This is a genomic window from Kibdelosporangium aridum, from assembly GCF_900176515.1.
GTDB lineage: Bacteria > Actinomycetota > Actinomycetes > Mycobacteriales > Pseudonocardiaceae > Kibdelosporangium > Kibdelosporangium aridum.
This window is the reverse complement of the sequence record NZ_FWXV01000002.1, coordinates 664,331-683,910: the sequence shown is the minus strand read 5'-3', so window position 1 is coordinate 683,910 and position 19,580 is coordinate 664,331. Positions and strand designations below refer to the sequence as shown.

17 protein-coding genes are annotated in these 19,580 nt (G+C 67.3%); 11 read left to right on the top strand and 6 right to left on the bottom strand.

Features of this window, described 5'->3' with window-relative positions:
• The first annotated feature begins 181 nt into the window (after positions 1 to 181).
• Complete coding sequence (gene eccB, locus B9C43_RS12635; protein WP_084428073.1) at positions 182 to 1,813, top strand: type VII secretion protein EccB; 1,632 nt, start codon at positions 182 to 184, stop codon at positions 1,811 to 1,813.
• Here the strand turns inward: eccB and B9C43_RS12630 are convergent.
• Positions 1,810 to 3,357, bottom strand: coding sequence for a hypothetical protein (locus B9C43_RS12630; protein ID WP_143446301.1), 1,548 nt, complete (start codon positions 3,355 to 3,357; stop codon positions 1,810 to 1,812). The genes eccB and B9C43_RS12630 overlap by 4 nt on opposite strands.
• Before the next feature lie 143 nt (positions 3,358 to 3,500).
• Here B9C43_RS12630 and B9C43_RS12625 point away from each other — a divergent pair, with 143 nt between their 5' ends.
• Positions 3,501 to 3,812, top strand: coding sequence for a WXG100 family type VII secretion target (locus B9C43_RS12625; RefSeq protein WP_084426332.1), 312 nt, complete (start codon positions 3,501 to 3,503; stop codon positions 3,810 to 3,812).
• On the top strand, positions 3,809 to 4,810 hold the full coding sequence (locus B9C43_RS12620; protein WP_084426330.1) for a WXG100 family type VII secretion target: 1,002 nt from the start codon (positions 3,809 to 3,811) through the stop codon (positions 4,808 to 4,810). Before B9C43_RS12625 ends, B9C43_RS12620 begins: the two co-directional genes overlap by 4 nt.
• On the opposite strand, the gene B9C43_RS12615 is transcribed toward B9C43_RS12620, so the two are convergent.
• The 3 genes from B9C43_RS12615 to B9C43_RS12605 form a co-directional block, all read right to left on the bottom strand.
• Positions 4,811 to 5,275 carry a VOC family protein gene (locus tag B9C43_RS12615; protein ID WP_084426329.1) on the bottom strand — a complete coding sequence of 155 codons (465 nt, stop codon included), beginning with the start codon at positions 5,273 to 5,275 and terminating at the stop codon, positions 4,811 to 4,813.
• A 35-nt stretch (positions 5,276 to 5,310) separates the two neighbouring features.
• Positions 5,311 to 5,655 (bottom strand): helix-turn-helix domain-containing protein, encoded by a 345-nt coding sequence (locus B9C43_RS12610; RefSeq protein ID WP_084426327.1) that lies wholly within the window; start codon positions 5,653 to 5,655, stop codon positions 5,311 to 5,313.
• Between the two features lie 67 nt (positions 5,656 to 5,722).
• Positions 5,723 to 6,289, bottom strand: coding sequence for a TetR/AcrR family transcriptional regulator (locus B9C43_RS12605; protein WP_084426325.1), 567 nt, complete (start codon positions 6,287 to 6,289; stop codon positions 5,723 to 5,725).
• Between the two features lie 147 nt (positions 6,290 to 6,436).
• On the opposite strand from B9C43_RS12605, the gene B9C43_RS12600 reads away from it, so the two are divergent.
• A complete protein-coding gene (locus tag B9C43_RS12600; protein ID WP_084426323.1) occupies positions 6,437 to 7,315 on the top strand; it encodes an LLM class flavin-dependent oxidoreductase in 879 nt (292 codons plus the stop codon).
• 11 nt (positions 7,316 to 7,326) lie between these two features.
• The gene (locus tag B9C43_RS12595; protein WP_084426320.1) at positions 7,327 to 8,235 is read left to right on the top strand and encodes an alpha/beta hydrolase family protein; all 909 of its coding nucleotides are present in this window, start codon (positions 7,327 to 7,329) and stop codon (positions 8,233 to 8,235) included.
• 88 nt (positions 8,236 to 8,323) lie between these two features.
• On the opposite strand, the gene eccCa is transcribed toward B9C43_RS12595, so the two are convergent.
• Positions 8,324 to 12,325 carry a type VII secretion protein EccCa gene (gene eccCa, locus B9C43_RS12590; RefSeq protein ID WP_084426318.1) on the bottom strand — a complete coding sequence of 1,334 codons (4,002 nt, stop codon included), beginning with the start codon at positions 12,323 to 12,325 and terminating at the stop codon, positions 8,324 to 8,326.
• A 189-nt stretch (positions 12,326 to 12,514) separates the two neighbouring features.
• Between eccCa and eccD the strand changes: the two genes are divergently transcribed.
• Both eccD and mycP read left to right on the top strand, forming a co-directional pair.
• Positions 12,515 to 13,912: a type VII secretion integral membrane protein EccD gene (eccD, locus tag B9C43_RS12585; RefSeq protein WP_084426316.1), complete on the top strand. Its 1,398-nt coding sequence runs from the start codon at positions 12,515 to 12,517 to the stop codon at positions 13,910 to 13,912.
• The gene (gene mycP, locus B9C43_RS12580; protein WP_084426314.1) at positions 13,912 to 15,315 is read left to right on the top strand and encodes a type VII secretion-associated serine protease mycosin; all 1,404 of its coding nucleotides are present in this window, start codon (positions 13,912 to 13,914) and stop codon (positions 15,313 to 15,315) included. The genes eccD and mycP overlap by 1 nt, the downstream gene beginning before the upstream one ends.
• Before the next feature lie 33 nt (positions 15,316 to 15,348).
• Here mycP and B9C43_RS12575 read toward each other — a convergent pair whose 3' ends face one another.
• Positions 15,349 to 15,573, bottom strand: coding sequence for a hypothetical protein (locus B9C43_RS12575; protein ID WP_033384142.1), 225 nt, complete (start codon positions 15,571 to 15,573; stop codon positions 15,349 to 15,351).
• 118 nt (positions 15,574 to 15,691) lie between these two features.
• On the opposite strand from B9C43_RS12575, the gene B9C43_RS12570 reads away from it, so the two are divergent.
• The 4 genes from B9C43_RS12570 (at position 15,692) to B9C43_RS12555 (ending at position 19,489) form a co-directional block, all read left to right on the top strand.
• Positions 15,692 to 16,804, top strand: a complete 1,113-nt coding sequence (locus tag B9C43_RS12570; protein ID WP_084426312.1) for a sensor histidine kinase — start codon at positions 15,692 to 15,694, stop codon at positions 16,802 to 16,804.
• Entirely contained in the window at positions 16,783 to 17,457 is a 675-nt protein-coding gene (locus tag B9C43_RS12565) for a response regulator transcription factor (RefSeq protein WP_033384150.1), read from the top strand. The genes B9C43_RS12570 and B9C43_RS12565 overlap by 22 nt, the downstream gene beginning before the upstream one ends.
• Positions 17,458 to 17,552: 95 nt before the next feature.
• Positions 17,553 to 19,280, top strand: a complete 1,728-nt coding sequence (locus B9C43_RS12560; RefSeq protein WP_084426310.1) for a type VII secretion-associated protein — start codon at positions 17,553 to 17,555, stop codon at positions 19,278 to 19,280.
• Entirely contained in the window at positions 19,280 to 19,489 is a 210-nt protein-coding gene (locus tag B9C43_RS12555; protein ID WP_084426307.1) for a hypothetical protein, read from the top strand. The genes B9C43_RS12560 and B9C43_RS12555 overlap by 1 nt, the downstream gene beginning before the upstream one ends.
• The last annotated feature ends 91 nt before the right edge of the window (positions 19,490 to 19,580 follow it).

Genomic DNA, 19,580 nt, shown 5'->3' with positions numbered 1-19,580 from the left:
CGGACGTCCCCCCGGCGGTGGTCCGCCATGACGTGGAGGCGTGGTCACCGACATCCCTATCCGTCTCTTCCCCTCGATGGTCAAGCTGGTCAACCCCAGTTCACCGGAACTGCCAGCCCTCGCCTTCTGGTACGGCTATCCTGCGGAACCGTACCGCGACAGGGAGAGCTGCAGGCCGAGAATGCCCTCAACACCGACGACAAAGTCTCAGGTTCAGGCGTATCGCTTCGTGCTGCGAAGGATGCAGTCCGCGCTGGTCCGTAAGGACGCAGTGATGCTGCACGATCCGATGCGCACGCACTCGCGTGCGACCGCCGTCGGGATCATCCTCGGCGCGATCGGTGTGCTCGGGTTCGTGATCGTTGGCCTGCTGTCACCCAAGCCGGCCCTGCCGGACAGCGGGATCATCATCGCCGAGCCGTCCGGCACGGTGTACGTGGTCTCCGGCAATCCGAAGACGCTGACACCCACGTTCAACCTGGCGTCCGCCCGGTTGCTGATGCTGGCCCAGCAGAACCAGGGCCAGAGCAACGGCGGCGGCTCGGACAACGCGGACACCCCGGCGACCCCGCCGGAGAACCCCAGGGTGATCGCGGACAAGGACCTCAAGGACATCCCGAAGCGGCAGCTGACCGGGATCATGAACGGCCCGCAGCTGCTGCCCACCGACGACCAGCGGATCACCGACAACTGGGCGGTGTGCGACCGGATCGTGATCGACCAGTCGTTGCCGGAGGCCCAGCAGGCGAAGGGCATCGAGACCACGGTGCTCGCCGGGGTCAGCGACCTGAACAGGGAGCTGCAGCCAGGCGAGTCGCTGCTGGTGCAGGCGGAGAACAGGAAGACCTACCTGGTCTACCGCACGCCCAGCAACGTCAACGAGCGCAACTCCAACGCGGTGCGCGCCGAAGTGGACATGACGAAGAAGGCCGACGGCACGAAGTCGGCCGAGGCGCAGGCGCTCAACCTGGACGAGGGCGACATCCGCCGGATCAGCACCGGCATGCTGAACGCCATTCCGGAGGTGAAGGCGCTCAGCGCGCCGACCATCTCCGGCAGCGGCACGTCCGACCTCGGTGTCCCGGTCGGTGCGGTGTTCGTGGTGCAGAACGCCAACAACCGTGACTACTACGTCCAGTACAGCGACGGCATCGAGCGGATCAAGTCGACCACGGCCGACCTGATCAGGTACGAGAAGTCGGCGGGTGGCGCGAGCATCCCGGAGGTCTCGCCGGACCGGATCGGCTCGCAGACCATCCAGAACCGGATCGACGACAACCTGTCGCCGGAGACCCCGCCGGACGTGCTCAAGGCGCAGGCCGCGGGCAACTCGGTGGCGTGCCTCGGCTGGAGCCTGCAGGGCACTGGCGACGCACGCGACGGCCACACGTCGCTGCACATCAGCGGTGAGCTGCCCATCCCGAAGGACGCGTCGGGCACCCGGATGCAGCCGCTGAAGATCTCCACCCCGAGTGCGGACGGCCAGAAGCTCGACGGCTTCTTCATGCCGCCGGGCCGGGCAGCGGTGGCCAGGGGCTCGTCGTCCAAGGCGGACTTCGACCGCGGCCCGATCTACCTGATCTCCGACCGTGGTGTGAAGTATGGCATTCCGGACACCAGGACCGCGGGCGCGCTCGGCCTCGACAAGCAAAGCCCGGCGCCGGACGCGATCGTGAGGCTGTTGCCGGACGGGGCTTCGTTGTCGGCGAAGGACGTCAACCGCAGCTACGACACGGTGCCGTTGGATCCGAACGCGGGCCGGGTGGAACCGCCGCCCGCACAAGCGGGCCAGCCCGCCAGCGGCGGCAACTAACCGGTGGTTTCCATCGTCACGAATGTCCCGGTGACCTTCACCGGCGTTCTGGCGAGGGTGACCGTGCAGGCCTGGTGGGCACCGGAGCAGCCGCCGCCTTCCCAGCCTGCGAACACATAGGTGTAGCCCGGCGGCGGGAACAGATTCGGCGCGGCGTGCAGCTCGATCTTGTCGCCGGGATAGCCGTAGACGACGAAATCGCCGTTGGGACTGGCGCAATGGCCTGCGGGCCCCTTGTGAACAGTGATGGTGCCTGGCGTGGAGTGGCCACCGCAGATCACTGTCAGAGCGACCTGCGCGTTTTCCTTCCAGGTCGCCCGCACCTCGGTCTCAGTGGCTGATGCCGTGAAGTTGTCGGTACCGGGTTTCGGTTTTCCGGGACTGGGCGTGGCTGGATTGGCCGGTGGCGGTGTTCCCGGCCCGCCGGTGGCTGGGATTGTCAGGCCTTTGCTGGGGTTCTTGGCGTCGTATTTCGCGGTGGGCGTGACCGTGCCGTCCAGCTGGATGACGCCCGCTTTCTCGGACATCAGGTCGTTGTAGAAAACCACGCCGTCCTTGGTGAGCAACTGGAAGGCGGCACCGGTGTCCAGGACTTTCGGTTTGCCGACCACCGCGGAGCGCTGTAGATCGATGATCCACACCTCGCCGGTGACGTAGTTCGGCACGAACAACCGGTTGCCGCTTTCCACCGGGGCGCCGAAATCACTGTTCCCGGCGAGCGGAATCACCTTGGAGCAATCACTTTCCAGCAGATCGCAGACGGTCAGCACACCGCGTTTGTGGACGACGTAAAGGCGTTCGTTGTGCGGTGAGCCGCTCGCTCGCAGCACATCGTCCGGGCGGATGTCGAGTTGGATCGTGTCGATGGCTGACGCGGTCGTGCTGCTGAGGCTGATGGCCCGCGCGCCTTTCCGGTCGATCACCACCGGATGCCCGTTGGTCAGCGTGATCAGGCTGTCACCCGGCTCGGCGACGTCGTGCAACGACCGCTGTCCGTCGCGGACTTTGGCGACCTTGCCGGTCGCCGGGTCGATCGACCAGAACACGCCGTCGTCGTCGACGGTCGCGGTGCCCGCGGTGAGCTTGTCCGCCACGGAGATCATCTCGCCGCGTCGTTGCAGGGTTCGAGGGTCGGTGTCGGCAAGGATGCCCCGCCGGTTGTCCACTGTGTACAGAGCGGTACGGCCGGGGATGACCGTGAGGTCGCCGGACGCGTCGGCGATCGGCGTTGCCGGTGGGCCCACGTCGAACGTCGCGCCGTCGATCCGGCGGATCGTGCCCGCGCTCTTGTCGACGGCGTACGCGGTGGAGCCCTGCTGCACAACGTCGAGCGAGTTACCGCTCGGCGCCACCTGAACCTGTGCCGACACCTCGGCAGTCATACCGTCGAGCAGCGTCACCTGACCGACCTTGCCGGACGCCAGCCACGCCGCACCGGACAGCAAACGCGTGTCCTGTACGGGGTTGCCGTCGCCGAACGCAGCTACACCGGCGACCGCGAGCGTCGCGACCGCCGCCAACCCGAAGCCCCTGATTGCACGCATCGGGCCGAAGCGTGCCGACACGACTCGGAGTGCGACAGGGTGCGTGCACCTAGATCGCCCGGGAAAAGATCCCGGCAATCGGAACCAGGCGGCGGCGCGTGGCGTCGGAGGCGGCAAAGCAGTTATCGCTGGGGAGGTAACTCATGGCCGGTGTGAAGATCGATCCGGACGCGGTCGCCGGCTATGCGAAGACCATGGCCGCCGGTGCGGACCGCCTGGACAGCACGGCGCTGACCCTGAACGGCTCCTTGGGCACCGAGGCGTTCGGCGAACTCGGACGCCAGGTGCGCACGGCGGACGCGTACTCCCGCGCCGCAAGCACACTGCGCGATCAACTGACCAGAGCCATCGAGACCCTGAACGCCGCATCGGACACGCTCACGCACGTCGCCGAGCGCTACCAGTCGAGCGACAAGGACACCGTCCACACGATGAAACGGGCGGAGAACCCATGAACAACCTCGACTACCTGTCGCAGCTGTGCAGGGACCTCGGGGTGCCCGACATCGTCGAGGAGTACTTCGCCCCAGTGGTGGGCCGCTGGAGCGACATGCACGAAGAAGCGGACCGGTGGCGCGCGGCAGCGACAGCGGCCGACGAGGTGACAGCGAGCCTGAACAAACCCCTCGGCGCGCTCGACGCGGCCTGGGAAGGCAAAACCGCGGACTCCTTTGTGGACTACATGCAGACGGTCGGTCTCGCGGGCAACGACATGTCGGACGCGATGCACGCCATGGCAAAGGTCCTGGACAAAACGGCCGACGGAATCCGCGAGATCGTGATGGAGATGGGCGACGTCCTGTCCGACACGGCGGAAGCAAGCGCCCAGTCGATGGCCATGCCACTGGGGGAAGAGCGGACCCGCCAGCACATCGAGACCATGCGCAAGCCGATCCGGGAGTCCTTCGAGTCGGTCCGGCAGGTGCTGGAGGCGTTCGTGAACCTGTGCGACGGAGTCGACGGTTCGAAGGCGTTCGAGCGAGTGAAGATGTCGCACACGTACCCGACGGAGAACTGGACGGTGGACATCGACGTGCCCGCCGAGCCTCCGGCGCACCAGACGGCTGAACCGGCGGCCGCATCTGTTGGCGGCAGCGGGGCTGCCGGTGTGGGCGGTGGCGGAGCCGCTGCCGTTGGCGGGCCGCCCGCTTCCCTTGGTGGGCCACCCGCCAGTCCGCCTGCGCCCTCAGGCCCCGGGGTTTTCGCCGCGATCGGCGAGGTGAACCCGGCCCCGCCGCCTCAACAGGCAGCCGCTGCGGCGGCGGCCAGGCCAGCCGCGGCCGGTGGGATGGGGATGGGCGGCGGGATGATGGTGCCGCCGATGATGTTCGGTGGTGCCCCTGGCGGCGGAAGCCAGGAGCACACCAACAAAACCCGTGTCGTCAGCGACCCCAACGACCTCTTCGGCGAACCGGCTGATGCCTCGCCGTCAGTGATCGGTGACGAGGACTGACTACTTGCTGTCGCCCCGCCAACGGGCGATGTCCTCTTCGGTCACCTCCACCGGTCCCTCCGCGGGCTGCGTGATCCTGATGTGGTTGCCGAACGGGTCACGCAGCGCGCAGTCGATGCCGTACGGCTGCTGCGTGGGCTTCTCGGTGAACTCGACGCCCTTGGCGCTGAGCGTGTCGTAGGTCTTCTGGCAGTCGTCGGTGTTGAGGATCGCCGCGACACCGAGTGCGCCCTTGGTGACCAGGTCCCGCACCTGCGCGGCAACCTCGTCGCTGAGTGACGGCGGCCCCGGAACTTCGAGCAGGATTTGCCGGTCCGGGTCGGACGGGAGGGCGACGGTGAGCCAGCGCATGAAGCCCATGTCGACGTCGGAGGCGATCTGGAAGCCCAGCTTGCCGACGTAGAAGTCGAGGGCCTCGTCCTGGTCGAGGACATGGACGGAGTGAATGCTGATCCGGGTGAACATGTCCCGAACCCTATGGCCGCCGCGGCCGGGCCTCCTTATCCAAAACTACTCGGTTTGCTCCACGCTTTGACGAAGCAAACCGGGACGTGCACGGGCCGCGTGCGAGCCCGGTACTCGGAAGGCGATATGCCGACGATGGCACGGAACGTGCGGCTGAACGTGCCGAGGCTCTCGAACCCGACCTGAGTGGACACATCGGTCACAGTGACCGAAGTGGACCGGAGCAACGCCATCGCCCGCTCGATCCGCCGCCGCTGCAGATAGCGGTGCGGCGTCTCACCGAAGGTCGCCCGGAACGAGCGAGTGAAGTGGGTCGGCGACATCAGAGCGATCCGGGCAAGGGCAGGGACGTTCAGCGGAGCGGCGAACTCCCTGTCCATGGCATCCCTGGCCCGCAGCAGCCGTCGGTTCTGATCCTCACCCGGGCTGAACACAAAGCAATGGTAGTCAGCGCGGTACGCGCAGGCCCGCGGTGAGAAGCTCGACCATTCGCCGTGCGTCGTAGTCGGGATCGCTGTCCGCGCCGATACAAAGGTTGCCGACGCCACGCATGAACTCGTACGCCCCGACGTCGGAGCGGATCTCACCCGACTCGGCCGCAGCCTTGAGCAGTTCGGTGCACACCGGCAGCAGACGGTCGAGGAAGTAGGAGTGCAGGGCGTCGAACTGGGCGCTGTCTGATCTGAGCGCCGCGGCGAGTCCGTGTTTGGTGACCAGGAAATCGACGAAGAGGTTGATCCATTGGCCGAGTGCGGCGTGCGGGCTGGCGCTGGTGGCCAGCAGGGCAGGCCCGGCCTCGGCGCACGCTTCGACCTGGTGGCGGTAGACGGCGATGATCAAGTCCGACCGAGTCGGGAAGTGGCGGTAGATCGTCGCCGTTCCGACGCATGCCTTGGCTGCGATGTCGCGTACGGGTGCTTCCACGCCTGACGTCACGAAGACCGCGGCTGCCGCTTCGAGCAGGGTCTCCTTGTTGCGTTGGGCATCTGCCCGCTTGGCCCGCGTATCCGCCATCGCACTCCTCCACGTTGCTAAACGGGACAACGTTCCGTATCGTTAAACGGGACAGGGTTCCGTTTAACCAATCATGGCAGAGCAAGGGCTGGCAGCCAAGCCAAGCCCTGTTCGGCGCTGCCGTTTTCGAAAGGACCATCGGCTGGCATGCCGACCACATCCCGGCCTCGTTTCGGGATCATGACCGCGCCCTCGCAGGTCGACTACCACGACATCCTGCAGGTCTGGCGAGCGGCGGACGCGATCCCGCAGATCGAGCACGCATGGCTGTACGACCACCTGATGCCGATCTTCGGCGAGCCGAACGGCCCAACCCACGAAGGATGGACACTGCTCGCGGCCCTTGCCGCCCAGACCCGACGCCTCCGCATCGGCGTGATGGTCACCAGCAACCGTTTCCGGCCACCCGCACTACTGGCCAAGATCGCCACAACTGTCGACGTCGTCTCGGGTGGACGCCTCGACTTCGGAATCGGTGTCGGCTCACGACCCAGCCACCCGATAGCCAGGCGTGAGTACGAAGCGCACGGCCTGCCCTACCACGACACCGAACACGCGCTGGGGAATTTCGCCGAAGCGTGCACCGTCATCCGTCGACTGTGGACCGAGACTGAGCCGTTCGACTTCCACGGCGACTACGTCCAGCTGACCGGAGCGTTCGGCAACCCCAAACCGGTCCAGCGTCCCCACCCGCCGATCCTCATCGGCGGACGTTCCTCCGCGACGCTACGGGTGGCCGCCGAACACGCCGACCTGTGGAACATCCCCGGCGGAGACATCGAGGACGCTGCCCGGCGCAGCGCACTGCTGGACCGCTACTGCAAGGAAATCGGTCGCGACCCCGCCTCGATCACCCGCTCGATCCACCTCCACGTCGACTACGACCAGCCTGGCGCATGCAGGACCGCGATCAGCGAAGCGACCGACGCCGGTTTCAGGCACATCGTCCTCGGACTGCCCTCGCCCTATCCCGCTGACGTCGCACAGTGGGTCGCCGACGAGCTCATCACATCAACCACGAAGTAAGGGAATCACCCATGGACGTTGGCAAGGCCACTCCCATCGTTTCCGTGAAACCGATCGTGCTGCCGGCTCCAGACCGTGGTGTGGACGTGCGAGTACGCGTGTCCGCGCCCGTGACCGGGCACGATCTGCCGATTGTTGTTCTCTCGCACGGCTTTGGCTCGTCGCTGGACGGCTACGGCCCATTGGCGGACTACTGGGCGGCGCACGGCTTCGTGGTCATCCAGCCCACTCACCTCGACTCGCGAACGCTGAACATCCCGCCGGACGATCCGCGGACACCACGGATCTGGCGCTTTCGAGTCGAGGACATGAAACGCGTCCTCGATCAGCTTGATCTCCTGGAAGCCGCCGTTCCCGGCTTGGCAGGGCGCACCGACCGAGACCGCATCGCCGCCGCAGGGCACTCCTTCGGCGGCCAGACAGCGGGAAACCTGCTGGGCTTGCGAGTCATCGATCCGGAAACCAAGCAGGGCGAGGACCTGTCCGACGCGCGGATCAAAGCGGGCGTGCTGTTCGCCACGGCGGGACTGGGCGGAGCGGACCTGTCACCGTTCGCGGCCGAGCACTTCCCGTTCATGAACCCGAGCTTCGCGGACATGGCCACGCCTGCCCTCGTGGTCGCGGGGGATCAGGACGACTCCCCGCTGACTGTCCGAGGCCCTGACTGGATGACCGACCCGTACTTTCTAAGCCCCGGCGACAAGAGCCTGCTCACGCTGTTCGGGGCAGAACACTCGCTCGGTGGCATCCCTGGCTACGAAGCGAAGGAGACCACCGATGAGAACCCCGGACAAGTCGCCCTGATCCAGCGGGTGACCGCGGCCTACCTGAGGCATGCGCTCGGCATCGAGGAGTCGAGTTGGCAGCAGGAGCAGAAAGCCTTGCGGGACAGCCCATTGGGCCGGCTTGACGTGAAGTGACCGGATCCCCGGTCACGGCTCGTCCATCCGGTGCGGACGAAAAACGGGGCGCCCCTTGTCCTGGGGCGCCCCGTCTCTGCCTTGCCGCTCAGTCCGGCTGGATCCACGAGGTGTGGATCAGTTGCTGGCCCTGCTTGCGGGTGATCAGCACGCCTCGGCCGGGTGGCAGTGGCTTGGACTTGTACGTGCCGAGCAGGACGCCTTCGTCCTTGCTCGCGCTCATCACCAGGCCGGGGGCGGAGAGTTCCTTCAGCTTGCCGATGATCGGGTCGAAGGACGCACGCGACGCACCACCGGATCGGCGGGCGACGATCATGTGCATGCCGACGTCCTTGGCTTGCGGGAGGAACTCCTGCAGCGGCTGCAGCGGGTTTCCGCCTTGGGTGGCCACCAGGTCGTAGTCGTCGACGATCACGAACAACTCCGGGCCGGACCACCAAGAGCGGGTCTTCAGCTGCTCCTGCGTGGTGTCGGGACCGGGCAGCCGCTTCTTCAGCGAGCTGACGACGTCGCGCATCATGTCGTTGAGCTGGTTGGCCGAGACCGCGTAGCCCAGCAGGTGTCCGGTGTTGATGAAGCCGAGCATGGTGCGGCGGTAGTCGACGAGCAGGACCACCACTTGGTCTTCGGAGTAGCGCTCCATGATGCCGCGCGTGATGTTGCGCAGCAGGTTCGTCTTGCCGGACTCGCCGTCGGCGAACGCCAGGAAGTGCGGCTCGGCGTCGAAGTCGAGGTATACGGGCGCCAGCTCGTCCTCGTTGACACCGATCGGGATCAACCTGGTGTTGCGGTGCTTGTCCATCTTGATCAGGTCGTCGTACGACATCATGTCCGGCAGCAGGCGGATCGCCGGTGCCGACGGGCCACGCCAGAACTGCCTGATCTTCGCCGTCGCGTCCTGCACACCGGCACCGATGTCCTCGGCCTTCGGCGAACCGTCGATACGCGGCAGACCCACAAGGAAGTGCAGCTTGTCCCGGGTCAGACCACGGCCGGGACGACCGGCCGGCACGTTCACCGCGACGCGGCGGTCGATGTCCGACTCGGTCGGGTCACCCAGCCGCAGCTCGAACCGGGTACCCATCAAGTCCTTCACCGCCGGGCGGATCTCGGCCCACCGGTTGGCGGCCACGAGCACGTGCACGCCGTACGACAGACCCTGCGCGACCAGGTTGACCACCTGCGCCTCGAGGGCCTCGAACTCCTGCCGGAAGTTCAGCCAGCCGTCCACGATCAGGAACACGTCACCGAAGGGGTCCTCGGTGATCTGGCCCTGCCGCTTGCGGTTGCGGAACTCGACCATCGAGTCGATGCCGAGGTCACGGAACATCTGCTCGCGTTCGGTGATCAACGAGGTGATCTCGGCGACCATCCGCCGGGCCAAGTCGGGGTCCAACCTGGACGCCACACCGCCGACGTGCGGCAGCCCACGCAGCGACGCGAGCGTTCCACCACCGAGATCGAGGCAGTAGAACTGCGCTTCCTGCGGCGTGTGCGTCAACGCCATCGACATCACAAGCGTTCGCAGCAGCATCGACTTGCCGGACTGCGGACCACCGACGATCGCCGCGTGACCCGCGGCACCGGAGAAGTCCGCCCACAGCAAGTCGCGCCGCTGCTCGTACGGCTTGTCGATGATGCCGAGCGGAACCTGGAGGCGGCCGTTGGCGAAGTGCCCCGGCACCGTCATACCGCGGTCCTCGGTGGGCTGCAGCGGGGACAGCAGCTCGTCCAACGTGCTCGGAGTCTCCAGCGGCGGCAGCCACACCTCATGCGCGGGCGGGCCTTGCTTGTACAGCCGCTTGACGATGACGTCGAGCTCGCTCTCCTCGGCGCCGCCTTCCGGCTTCTGCTCCTTGGGCTGCTCGATCGGCCGGATCGGCTCCTTGGGGATCTCGATGAAGTCCGGCACGAACAGCCGCGGCCGCTTGTCGCTGGTCACCGGCGCCGACGGGCCCGCGGTCTGCATACCGGCAGGCCGGTACGGACCGGACACATAGGACGCCTTGAACCGCACCATGCTCGAGGTGTCGAACTTCAGATACCCGGACCCTGGAATGGAAGGCAGCTCGAAGGCGTCCGGAACACCGATGGCCGCACGGGATTCCGCCGCGGAGAAGGTCTTCAGACCGATCCGGTACGACAGGTGCGAGTCAAGGCCGCGCAGCTTGCCTTCTTCCAACCGCTGCGACGCCAGCAACATGTGCATCTGCAGCGACCGGCCAAGACGTCCGATCGCGACGAACAGGTCGATGAAGTCCGGCTTGGCGGACAACAACTCGGAGAACTCGTCGACCACGATGAACAACGCGGGCAACGGGTCGAGGTCGGCGCCGTTCTCCCGCGCCTTCTCGTACTCCCAGACGTTCTTGAAGTTGCCGCCGTTCTTCAGCGCTTCCTGGCGCCGGTTCATCTCACCGGCCAGCGCGTCCTTCATCCGGTCGACCAGCGTCAGGTCGCCCTGCAGGTTGGTGATGGTCGCGGCGACGTGCGGCGCGTCGTCAAGACCGAGGAACGTGGCACCACCCTTGAAGTCGACGAGGACGAAGTTGAGGATCGTCGACGAGTGCGTCGCCAGCATGCCGAGCACCAGCGTGCGGAGGAACTCCGACTTACCGGAACCGGTGGCGCCGATGCACAGGCCGTGCGGGCCCATGCCCTCCATCGCCGCTTCTTTGATGTCCAGCTCGACGGCCTGGCCGAATTCGCCGACACCGAACGGGACCCGGTAGCGGTCGCGGACTGGCCGTGGCCGCCACGCCTGCTGCACGTCGAACGTCATCGGGTCGCCCGGGATGCCGAGCAGTTCCAGCAGCGTCGGGTTGGACAGCAGCGGCTCTTCCTCGCCGGAGTCCGCGGCGCCGGTGCCGAGCCGGTACGGGGAAAGCTTGCGCGCCAACGCTTCCGCCTCGGCGATGGTCAACGTGTCCGGCGCGCCGAACCATTCGACGCCGCTCTGGCCACTGCGCGCGCCGAGCCGCGTGGGCTCGACGACCAGCCGCAGGCCGCGTCGCGAGGTCAGGTTGCCGAGCGAGTCGGACAGGTCGAGCAGCGTGACGCCGATCAGGCCTTCTTCGAGGATGATCTGCTCTTCACGGGTGACGTCGCCGTCGTCGATCACGATCACGATGTGCGGCTGGTCGGGCTGCGGCGGCGCGTTGCGGGTGAACCGCTGCCGGTCGCGCAGCTGATCGTCCAGCCAGTGCTCGATCTGGGCGAGTGAACCGGCCATCAGCCGCATCTGGCCGATGCCGTCGACCAACGTCGGGTGCTGGACGTGCGGCAGCCACTTCGCCCACTCCCACTCGGCCTTGGCGCGGCCCGCCGTCACCACGGCGACGATCACGTCGTCCGGGGTGTGGAACGTCACCAACTGGGCGAGCATCGCCCTGGCCAGCGCGCGGGTCAGTTCCTTCTCGCCGGAGAAGCTGACCGCGGCGAAGTTGCGGATCGCCAGCGAGATCGGCAGGTCCGGGACGATCGAGTGGGCGCGCACGAACCGGCGCAGCGCCAGCGTGGCGATCGGTTCCAGCTCGTCGACCGGTCCGGTCTGCGGCGGCACGAGCCGGGTCGCCAGCCGGGTGGACGCCCGGCCGACCCGCAGGTGGCAGAAGTCCGCATCGGACTGACGGCGCTCCCACATCCGCCGGGAGGACTGGGCGATGGACCACAGCGCCTCGGGGTCGGGGTGGATCCACTCCCGCTCCAGCCGCTGGTCGCGAGCGGCCTCACGGGCCCGGTCGCGCATCTGGCCGAGGTAGCGCAGGTAGTCCTTGCGGTCCTCGTTCATCTCGGCCTTCTTCTGCCCGCCGCTGCGGCCACCGCCGCCTGCGAACATGCCGACCATCGAGAACATCATCATGACCGGGAACAGCAACGTCATCGGGTTGCGCGCCTGCGGACCGCCGAGGGTGAACATCATCACGACCATGCCCAGCATCGCCACGATCATGACGACCGGCATCATCTTCATCACGATGCTGCCGGGGATGACCCGAGGAACCTCAGGTGGCGGCTCGAGGTGCACCTCGCCGCCAGGCGGCCGGGGTGCGGCGAGACGTGGCATGCGCTTGAACTGCAGCGTGCTCACGGTGTGGGCCCCTCTTCGACGTTCGACAGACGTACATATCGCGGAACCGCCAGCGGAGGCGATCCCGGTGCGGCCATACTAGGGGCGCCCACCGACTCCGATGCGCCATTCGGTGAAGAAGTACCCGGCCAAGTGGGCGAGAGGCATAGGGTCAGGCGGACATTCCGCAGAAGCTCGAAGGGGGCAGGCGTGGCTACCGGTACGACGGTGTTCAGCAGGGTGACTGTCGTCGCGCCGAGAACGCGCATCGACGTCGCACTTCCCGCTGACGTATCAGTGGCTGATCTGCTGCCGATGCTGCTGGACATGGCCAACGAGAAAACACCGGACGGCGGCGCCCGCCACGGCGGGTGGTGCCTGGCGAAGCTGGGCGACAGCCCGCTGGAGCCAAGCCGCACGCTGGGTTCGTTGGGCATCGTCGACGGCGACATGTTGCAGCTGCGCAAGCGCAACGAGAACCCGCCGCCACCACTGTACGACGACGTGGTCGACGCGATCGCGGAGTCGAGCCCGGACAGCTTCCGGCCGTGGACCAAGCAGACGGCCAACCGCATCGGCTACGTCGCGGGCGCGCTCGCGTTGGTCATCGCGGCTGTCGCGGTGTTCCTGGGCGGCCCCGTCCAAGGCGGCTCCCAGCTCGCCGCGGCGATCGCGGCCGGTGCGACCGCGGTGCTCGCGGTGGCCGCCGGTGCCGTGGTCGCGCGGGCCTACCAGGCGTCGACCGCGGGCGTGCTGATCGCGGCGGCCGGCGGTCTGCCGATGGCGTTCGTGAGCGGCATGTACATCGTGCCGGACAGTCTCGGCGCGGCGAACTTCCTGCTCGGCTCGGCCCTGATGGGCATCGTGGCCTCGGCGTCGATCATGGTGATCGGTGCGGGCGTGACCACGTTCGTCGCGGCCGGAACGGCTTCGGTGTTCGGCATCCTGGCGTTCACCGTCGGCACGCTGATCGACCACCCGGCTCCGGGCATCGCCGCGGGCACGGCCGCCGCCGCGCTCGCAGGCATCTCGATGTTGCCGAGGCTGACGATCCAACTGGCCAAACTGCCGCTGCCGAACGTGCCGGGCAGTGCGGAAGACCTCAAAGAAGACACGGCCATGCCGGACTACCGCTCGATCGAGCGGCGCGCGGGCCTGGCGCACGAGTACATGACCGGCATGATCGTCGGTAGCGGGATCGTGGCCGCGATCTCCGCGATGATCAGCGCGACGGCCCCGGGCGTCTGGGGCATCATCACCGCCATCGTGGTCACGCTCGTGCTGCTGCTGCGCGGCCGGACGTACGCCAACGGCAGCCAGGCAGTCGCCTTGCTCGCGACCGGCATGCTGTCTGCTGCGGGTGTGCTGATCGGGTGGCTGGTCGTGGCCAGTGCGTTCGACCGTCTGCTGTGGGTGTTCGGCGCGCTGCTGCTGATCGCGGCCGGCGCGCTGGTGCTCGGCGTGATCTTCCCCGAGCAGAAGTTCTCCCCGCCGCTGCGCCGTGGTGTGGAGATCTTCGAGGCGATCTGCATCGCGGCCGTGCTGCCGCTGGCACTCGCCGTGATGGACCTGTACTCGACGTTGCGGCACTTGAACTTCAAGATCTGATGGCCAGGACAACGACGAAGATCGCGTCGGTGGTGGCCGCCGCGGGTTTCCTGGCGGCCAACCCCGCCCATGCCCAGCAAAACGCCTCAGGCCCGGTACCCGAGAAGGTCAACCTGAGCCGGCCCGTGGTGCGCGACACCCAGGCGCCGCCGACCAACGTCGAATATTCGCTCAAGGGCCAGTGCATGGGCTCGTTGAACGACGGCAACGTGGTGCTGCCCAACAAGCCGTGGGGGCAACAGCAGCTGCGGATCGAGGAAGCGCACAAGTTCGCCACTGGCAAGAACCAAGTGGTCGCGGTGATCGACACCGGCGTGCGCGGCGATCACCCGTACTTCAACGGCCGCGTGCTCAAGGGCGCTGACTACGTAAGCAAGAACTCCAATTCCTTCGACGACTGCGACGGGCACGGCACCGAGGTCGCAGGCATCATCGCGGCGCGCAGCCCAGATCTGACCAAGATCGGCTTCACCGGGGTGGCGCCGGACGCGAAGATCCTGGCCATCCGGCAGTCCAGCGAGCTCTACAAGGGCACACCCGCACCGACTCAGGAAAAGCCCAACCCGGGCGAGCAGACCGCGGGTGACCTGAACACGCTGGCGCAGGCGGTCGTCCACGCGGCGAACCGGCAGGACGTCACCGTGATCAACATGTCGGTGGACAACTGCAGGCTGGCGTCCTTCGCGATGTCCGAGCCGGAGCGGGATCTGCAACGAGCCCTGCGGCACGCGGTCGACCAGGGCAAGGTCGTCGTGGCGTCGGCCGGCAACCAGGGCCCGATCTGCACGGACCCGCGCAACGGGCCAGACCCGAAGAACCCGACGCACATCGTGACGCCGCCGTGGTTCGCCGACGACGTGATCTCGGTGGCCGCGGTGAACCGCAAGGGCAACCTGGCACCGTTCAGCGTGCAGGGACCGTGGGTGAGCGTGGCCGCGCCGGGCACGGAGATCATCTCGCTGGACCCGGGCGGGACGCTGGCGAACCAGACGTTCCAGGGCCAGCAGAAGACCGAGATCCAGGGCACCAGCTTCGCGGCGCCGTACGTCGCGGGGCTCGCGGCGTTGATCCGTGAGCGGTTCCCGCAGCTGTCCGCGCGGCAGGTGATGAACCGGATCAAGATGACCGCGCAGCACCCAGCGGCCCCGGGCGGCCGGGACAACCTGGTCGGCTACGGGATGATCAACCCGATCGCCGCGCTGACCGCGATGGTGCCCGCGGAATACCAGATCCCCAACGACAAAGCGGAGAACATGCCGGCGAGCATGCCGCCGATCCCGCCGAAGGACTGGACGGCGATGACCATCGCGCTCATCGGCGCGGGCGGTGGCGTGGTGATACTGCTGCTGACGTTGTTCGTGATGCACGCCATCCGCCGCAACAAGGGCGAACCTCAGTCCTGAGAGGACGGTGCCCCCGGCCGTGGGGGCACCTCGTCAGTTGGACCGGTACGCGCCGATCACCAGCGCCGCTCCGACGGCCGCGACAGTGAGGTTGGCGTAGAGCTCGTAGCCGGCCAGGAAGTCGATGTTCGGGATCACCCAGCGGTTCACCGAATTCAGGATGAACCCGAAGAACGGCTGGTAGAACAGGTGGTCGATGGTGCCGCTGATCCCGATCAGCAGCAGCACGACACCCAGGAACGAGATGGCCTTCCGCATGGTCGTCAAAGCTACGAATCAGCAGGCCGGTGGCGGATCGGCCGGAGGAACCGGATTCCTCCGACCAAAGTATCAAGTTTCCGGCTCCGCTCTTCTTCCCGCGTACAGTCCCGGAAATATGAAGCGTCGCCGCGTCCGTGACTGGCTCGTGGACACCATGCTGTTCTTGTTCGCGGCGCTGATCGGATTGCTCGCGGCGGCGGATCGGTTGAACGGCAACGCGCCGATGCCGGACCCGCGGTGGCTCTTCGACGTCGACCAGATCCTCGGCCTGCTCGCGTGCGGCACGATCTGGATCCGCAAGCGCTGGCCGGTCCAGGTGTGCCTGACCCTGCTGGCTGTCGGGACGATCTCCGAGCTGAGCGCGGGCGCGATGATCGTCTCGCTGTTCACCGTCGCGGTGCACCGGCCGCCGAAGGTCTCGTTGCCGGTGTTCGGGGTGAGCATGGCGGCCGCGGGGATCTTCGTGATCGTCCGTCCTGATCCGGGTGGGCCATGGGGGACGATCGTCTGGGCACTGATGCTCCAGGGCGCGGCGGTCGGCTGGGGCCTGTTCATCCACCACCGCCGTCAGCTGATCATCTCGTTGAAGGACCGGGCCGATCGGGCCGAGACCGAGGCGCAGTTGCGTGCGCACCAAGTCAGGGAAGAGATCGCCAGGGAGATGCACGACGTGCTCGGCCACCGGCTTTCGTTGCTGAGCGTGCACGCGGGCGCCCTCGAGTACAACCCGGCCGCGGCCACCGAGGACATCGCCAGAGCGGCCAAGGTGATCAGGGAAAGCGCACACCAGGCCCTGCAGGACCTGCGTGAGGTCATCGGGGTGCTGAGGGCACCGGTCGGGGAGTTGCCGCAGCCGACGTTCGCCGACATCAACACCTTGATCAACGAGTCGCGCCGGGCCGGGATGACGGTGCGGCTGCACCAGCAGCTGCCCAGGCCGGTACCGGACCTGGTCGGCCGGACCAGCTACCGGATCGTCCAAGAAGGACTGACCAACGCCCGCAAACACGCGCACGGCCAGCCGGTCCGGGTATCGCTGACCGGTGGACAAGGCGAGGGCATCACAGTCGAGGTGTTCAACACGCTCAACGAACCGGTGCCGTCGGAAACCGACAGCCAGGGCCTGAAGGGGTTGGCGGAACGCGTGGCACTCGCCGAAGGACGACTGGAGCACGGACCGACCACCGACGGATGGCGTTTGCGGGCATGGCTACCGTGGCCTGCGTGACGACCTCTGTCCTGATCGTCGATGACGACGCGTTGGTCCGTGCGGGCCTTGTCATGATGTTCGGCGGCGCACCCGATATCGCCGTTGTCGGCGAAGGGAAAGACGGCACCGAAGTGCTGCCGTTGGTCGACACGCACGCGCCGGACGTCGTGCTGATGGACATCCGGATGCCCGGGATGGACGGGCTGTCGGCGACCGAGGTGCTGCGGGCGCGTCCCGACGCGCCCGAGGTGATCATCCTGACCACCTTCGACGCGGATGCCCACGTACTGCGGGCATTGCGCGCGGGTGCGGCGGGGTTCCTGTTGAAGGACACCCCGCCGGGGGAAATCGTCGAGGCGGTCCGCCGGGTGGTCCAGGGCAATCCGGTGCTGTCCCCGGGGGTGACCAGGCGGCTGATCGACCGGGTCGCCGAGACCGGTGAGGACCGGCGCCGCGCTCAGGCCCGTGACCGGCTTGACCTGTTGTCAGATCGGGAGCGGGAGGTGGCGGTGGCGGTCGGCCAGGGCAAGTCGAACGCGGAGATCGCGGCGACGCTGTACCTGAGCGTGCCGACGGTCAAGACGCACGTCTCCAGCGTGTTGACGAAAATGGAGCTGAACAACCGGGTGCAGATCGCGCTGCTGGTGCATGACGCGGGCCTGCTCGACTGACCAGCGGCAAGCGTTTGCGCCCACGCGATCAGCGACAAGGCAGGCACCCCCTACGATTCGAACAAGCTTCGAGTTCTCCGGGGGTGACTGGGTAGATGACGCTGCGCGTCGCCGTGGACTTCGGGACGTCCAGCACGTGTGTCGCCGTGTCGCACAACGGCCGCGAACCGCAGGTCGTCGCGATGGACGGGCGTCCGGTGCTGTCCTCGGCGGTGTACGCGTCGCCCGACGGCACGTTGTTCGTCGGACTGGAGGCCGAACGTCAGGCCGCGGTCGACCCGTCGCGCTACGAGCCCAACCCCAAACGCCGGATCGACGAACCAGAGCTGCTGCTCGGCAACAGCGTGGTCCCTGTCAGGGAAGCGATCCGCGCGGTACTCACCCGTGCCGTCCAGGAAGCACGCCGGTTCGCCGGTGGTGCCCGGGTGGACCAATTGGTGTTGACGCACCCGGCCGACTGGGGCGGTATCCGCACCCGGGTGCTCCGCCAGGCCGCCAACGGTCTGTCCGAGCGCATTTCCCTTGTGCCGGAACCAGTCGCGGCTGCGGTGTTCCACGCCGAGAACCTGTCAGGGCAGGCCGACACGATCGCTGTGCTGGACATCGGTGGCGGCACTGTGGACGTGAGCGTGGTCAGCCGCGCGGGCAACCCAGGCCACGGATTCCGAGTGCTGGCAACGAAAGGCGACCCGTCCTTCGGTGGCGCGGACGTCGATCAGGCGCTGCTGCAACACGTCGGCCGCCTGGTGTCCAACACGGACCCGGACGCGTGGCGGTCGCTGATCGAAGGCCGTGAGCTCGCCGACCGCAGGCGCAGACGGGTCGTCTCGCAGGATGTCCAGGGCGCCAAGGAAACCCTCTCCCGGCACACGTACACCGACGTACCGATGCCGGTTCCGTTCGCCGACGCGCACGTGACCAGGAACGACCTCGAGCAGTTGATCACGGCCCCGCTGGGGCGGGCCGTCGAGCTGACCGCCGCCGCGATCCGTGAGTCCGGTGTCCAGCCCAACCAGGTTTTCCTGGTCGGTGGCTCAAGCCGGATCCCGATGGTGGCGCGGCTGGTGCACGAGCGGATCGGGATCATCCCGACCACTCTCGACCAGCCGGAGACGGTCGTGGCCCGTGGCGCGCTGAAGGCCGTGCCCGGCGAAGTGCCTCAGGTCCAGCAGGTTCACCAGATCCAGACGGTCCGGGTGCCGCCCGTGCAGCCACCGCGCCCGATGGCACCCCCGCCGCCGCAGCAGTTCGTTCCGCCGCCCTCGCCGCCGAAACGCGGCAGTAAGAAACCGTGGATCCTCGGTGGTGCGGCGGCAGCGGTCATCGCCGCGGTGGTGGTTGTGGTTCTTGTCCTGACATCAGGCGGGGCGACCCCGCCCGCGGCTCCACCCGGCCGCACGATCGCCCAGTTCGACTACGAGTTCACGATGCCGCAGGACTGGAAGCAGGTCGCGGCGGACACGACCTACCGCGAGGTCCGGGTGAAACCGGAAGGCGCGGAACAAGGCCTCGACACGATCATCGTCCAGGAGCTGGCGCTGGCCTTCGACCCGGCGGCCGAACGGGAACGTGCGGTCGGCGGGCTGCGGCAGAAGTACCAGCAGTCCACCAACCTGAGACTGTCCGATCTGAACGAAAACGGCCGGTTCGCCGACCGGGCCGTGGTCTCCTACCGCCAGCAGGTCGACAACGCGACCGTGGAGTGGTTCGTGCTGTTCGAGAAGCGCGCCCAGGTCAGCATCGGGTGCGAGTACACGCCGGCCGGCCGCGACCGGGTGATGGCTGCCTGCGACCAAGTGGTCCGCACGATGAAGGTGAACTGATGTCGCAGAGCTTCGACGAGGCGATGGCCAAGTTCTCCGGCGAGGTCGACGACGCGGTGAGCCGCGCGCGCCGGGCCGCGGCCGAGGCCCGTGAGCTCACCGCGCGGTTGCGAATCGAGAGCCGGGAAGCGCCCGATGCGCCGCCGGTTCCCCAGACGAGTGACGAAGACGACGACTTTTCACAAGAGCAAATCATGACCCGCGACTAGCGGTCCAATCGGCATAACCGCAGGTCGATCGGGGTTTTTCGGCATTCGCATTCGCATCGATAAACCCCGGTTCCGCAGTCTGGCGTTTACT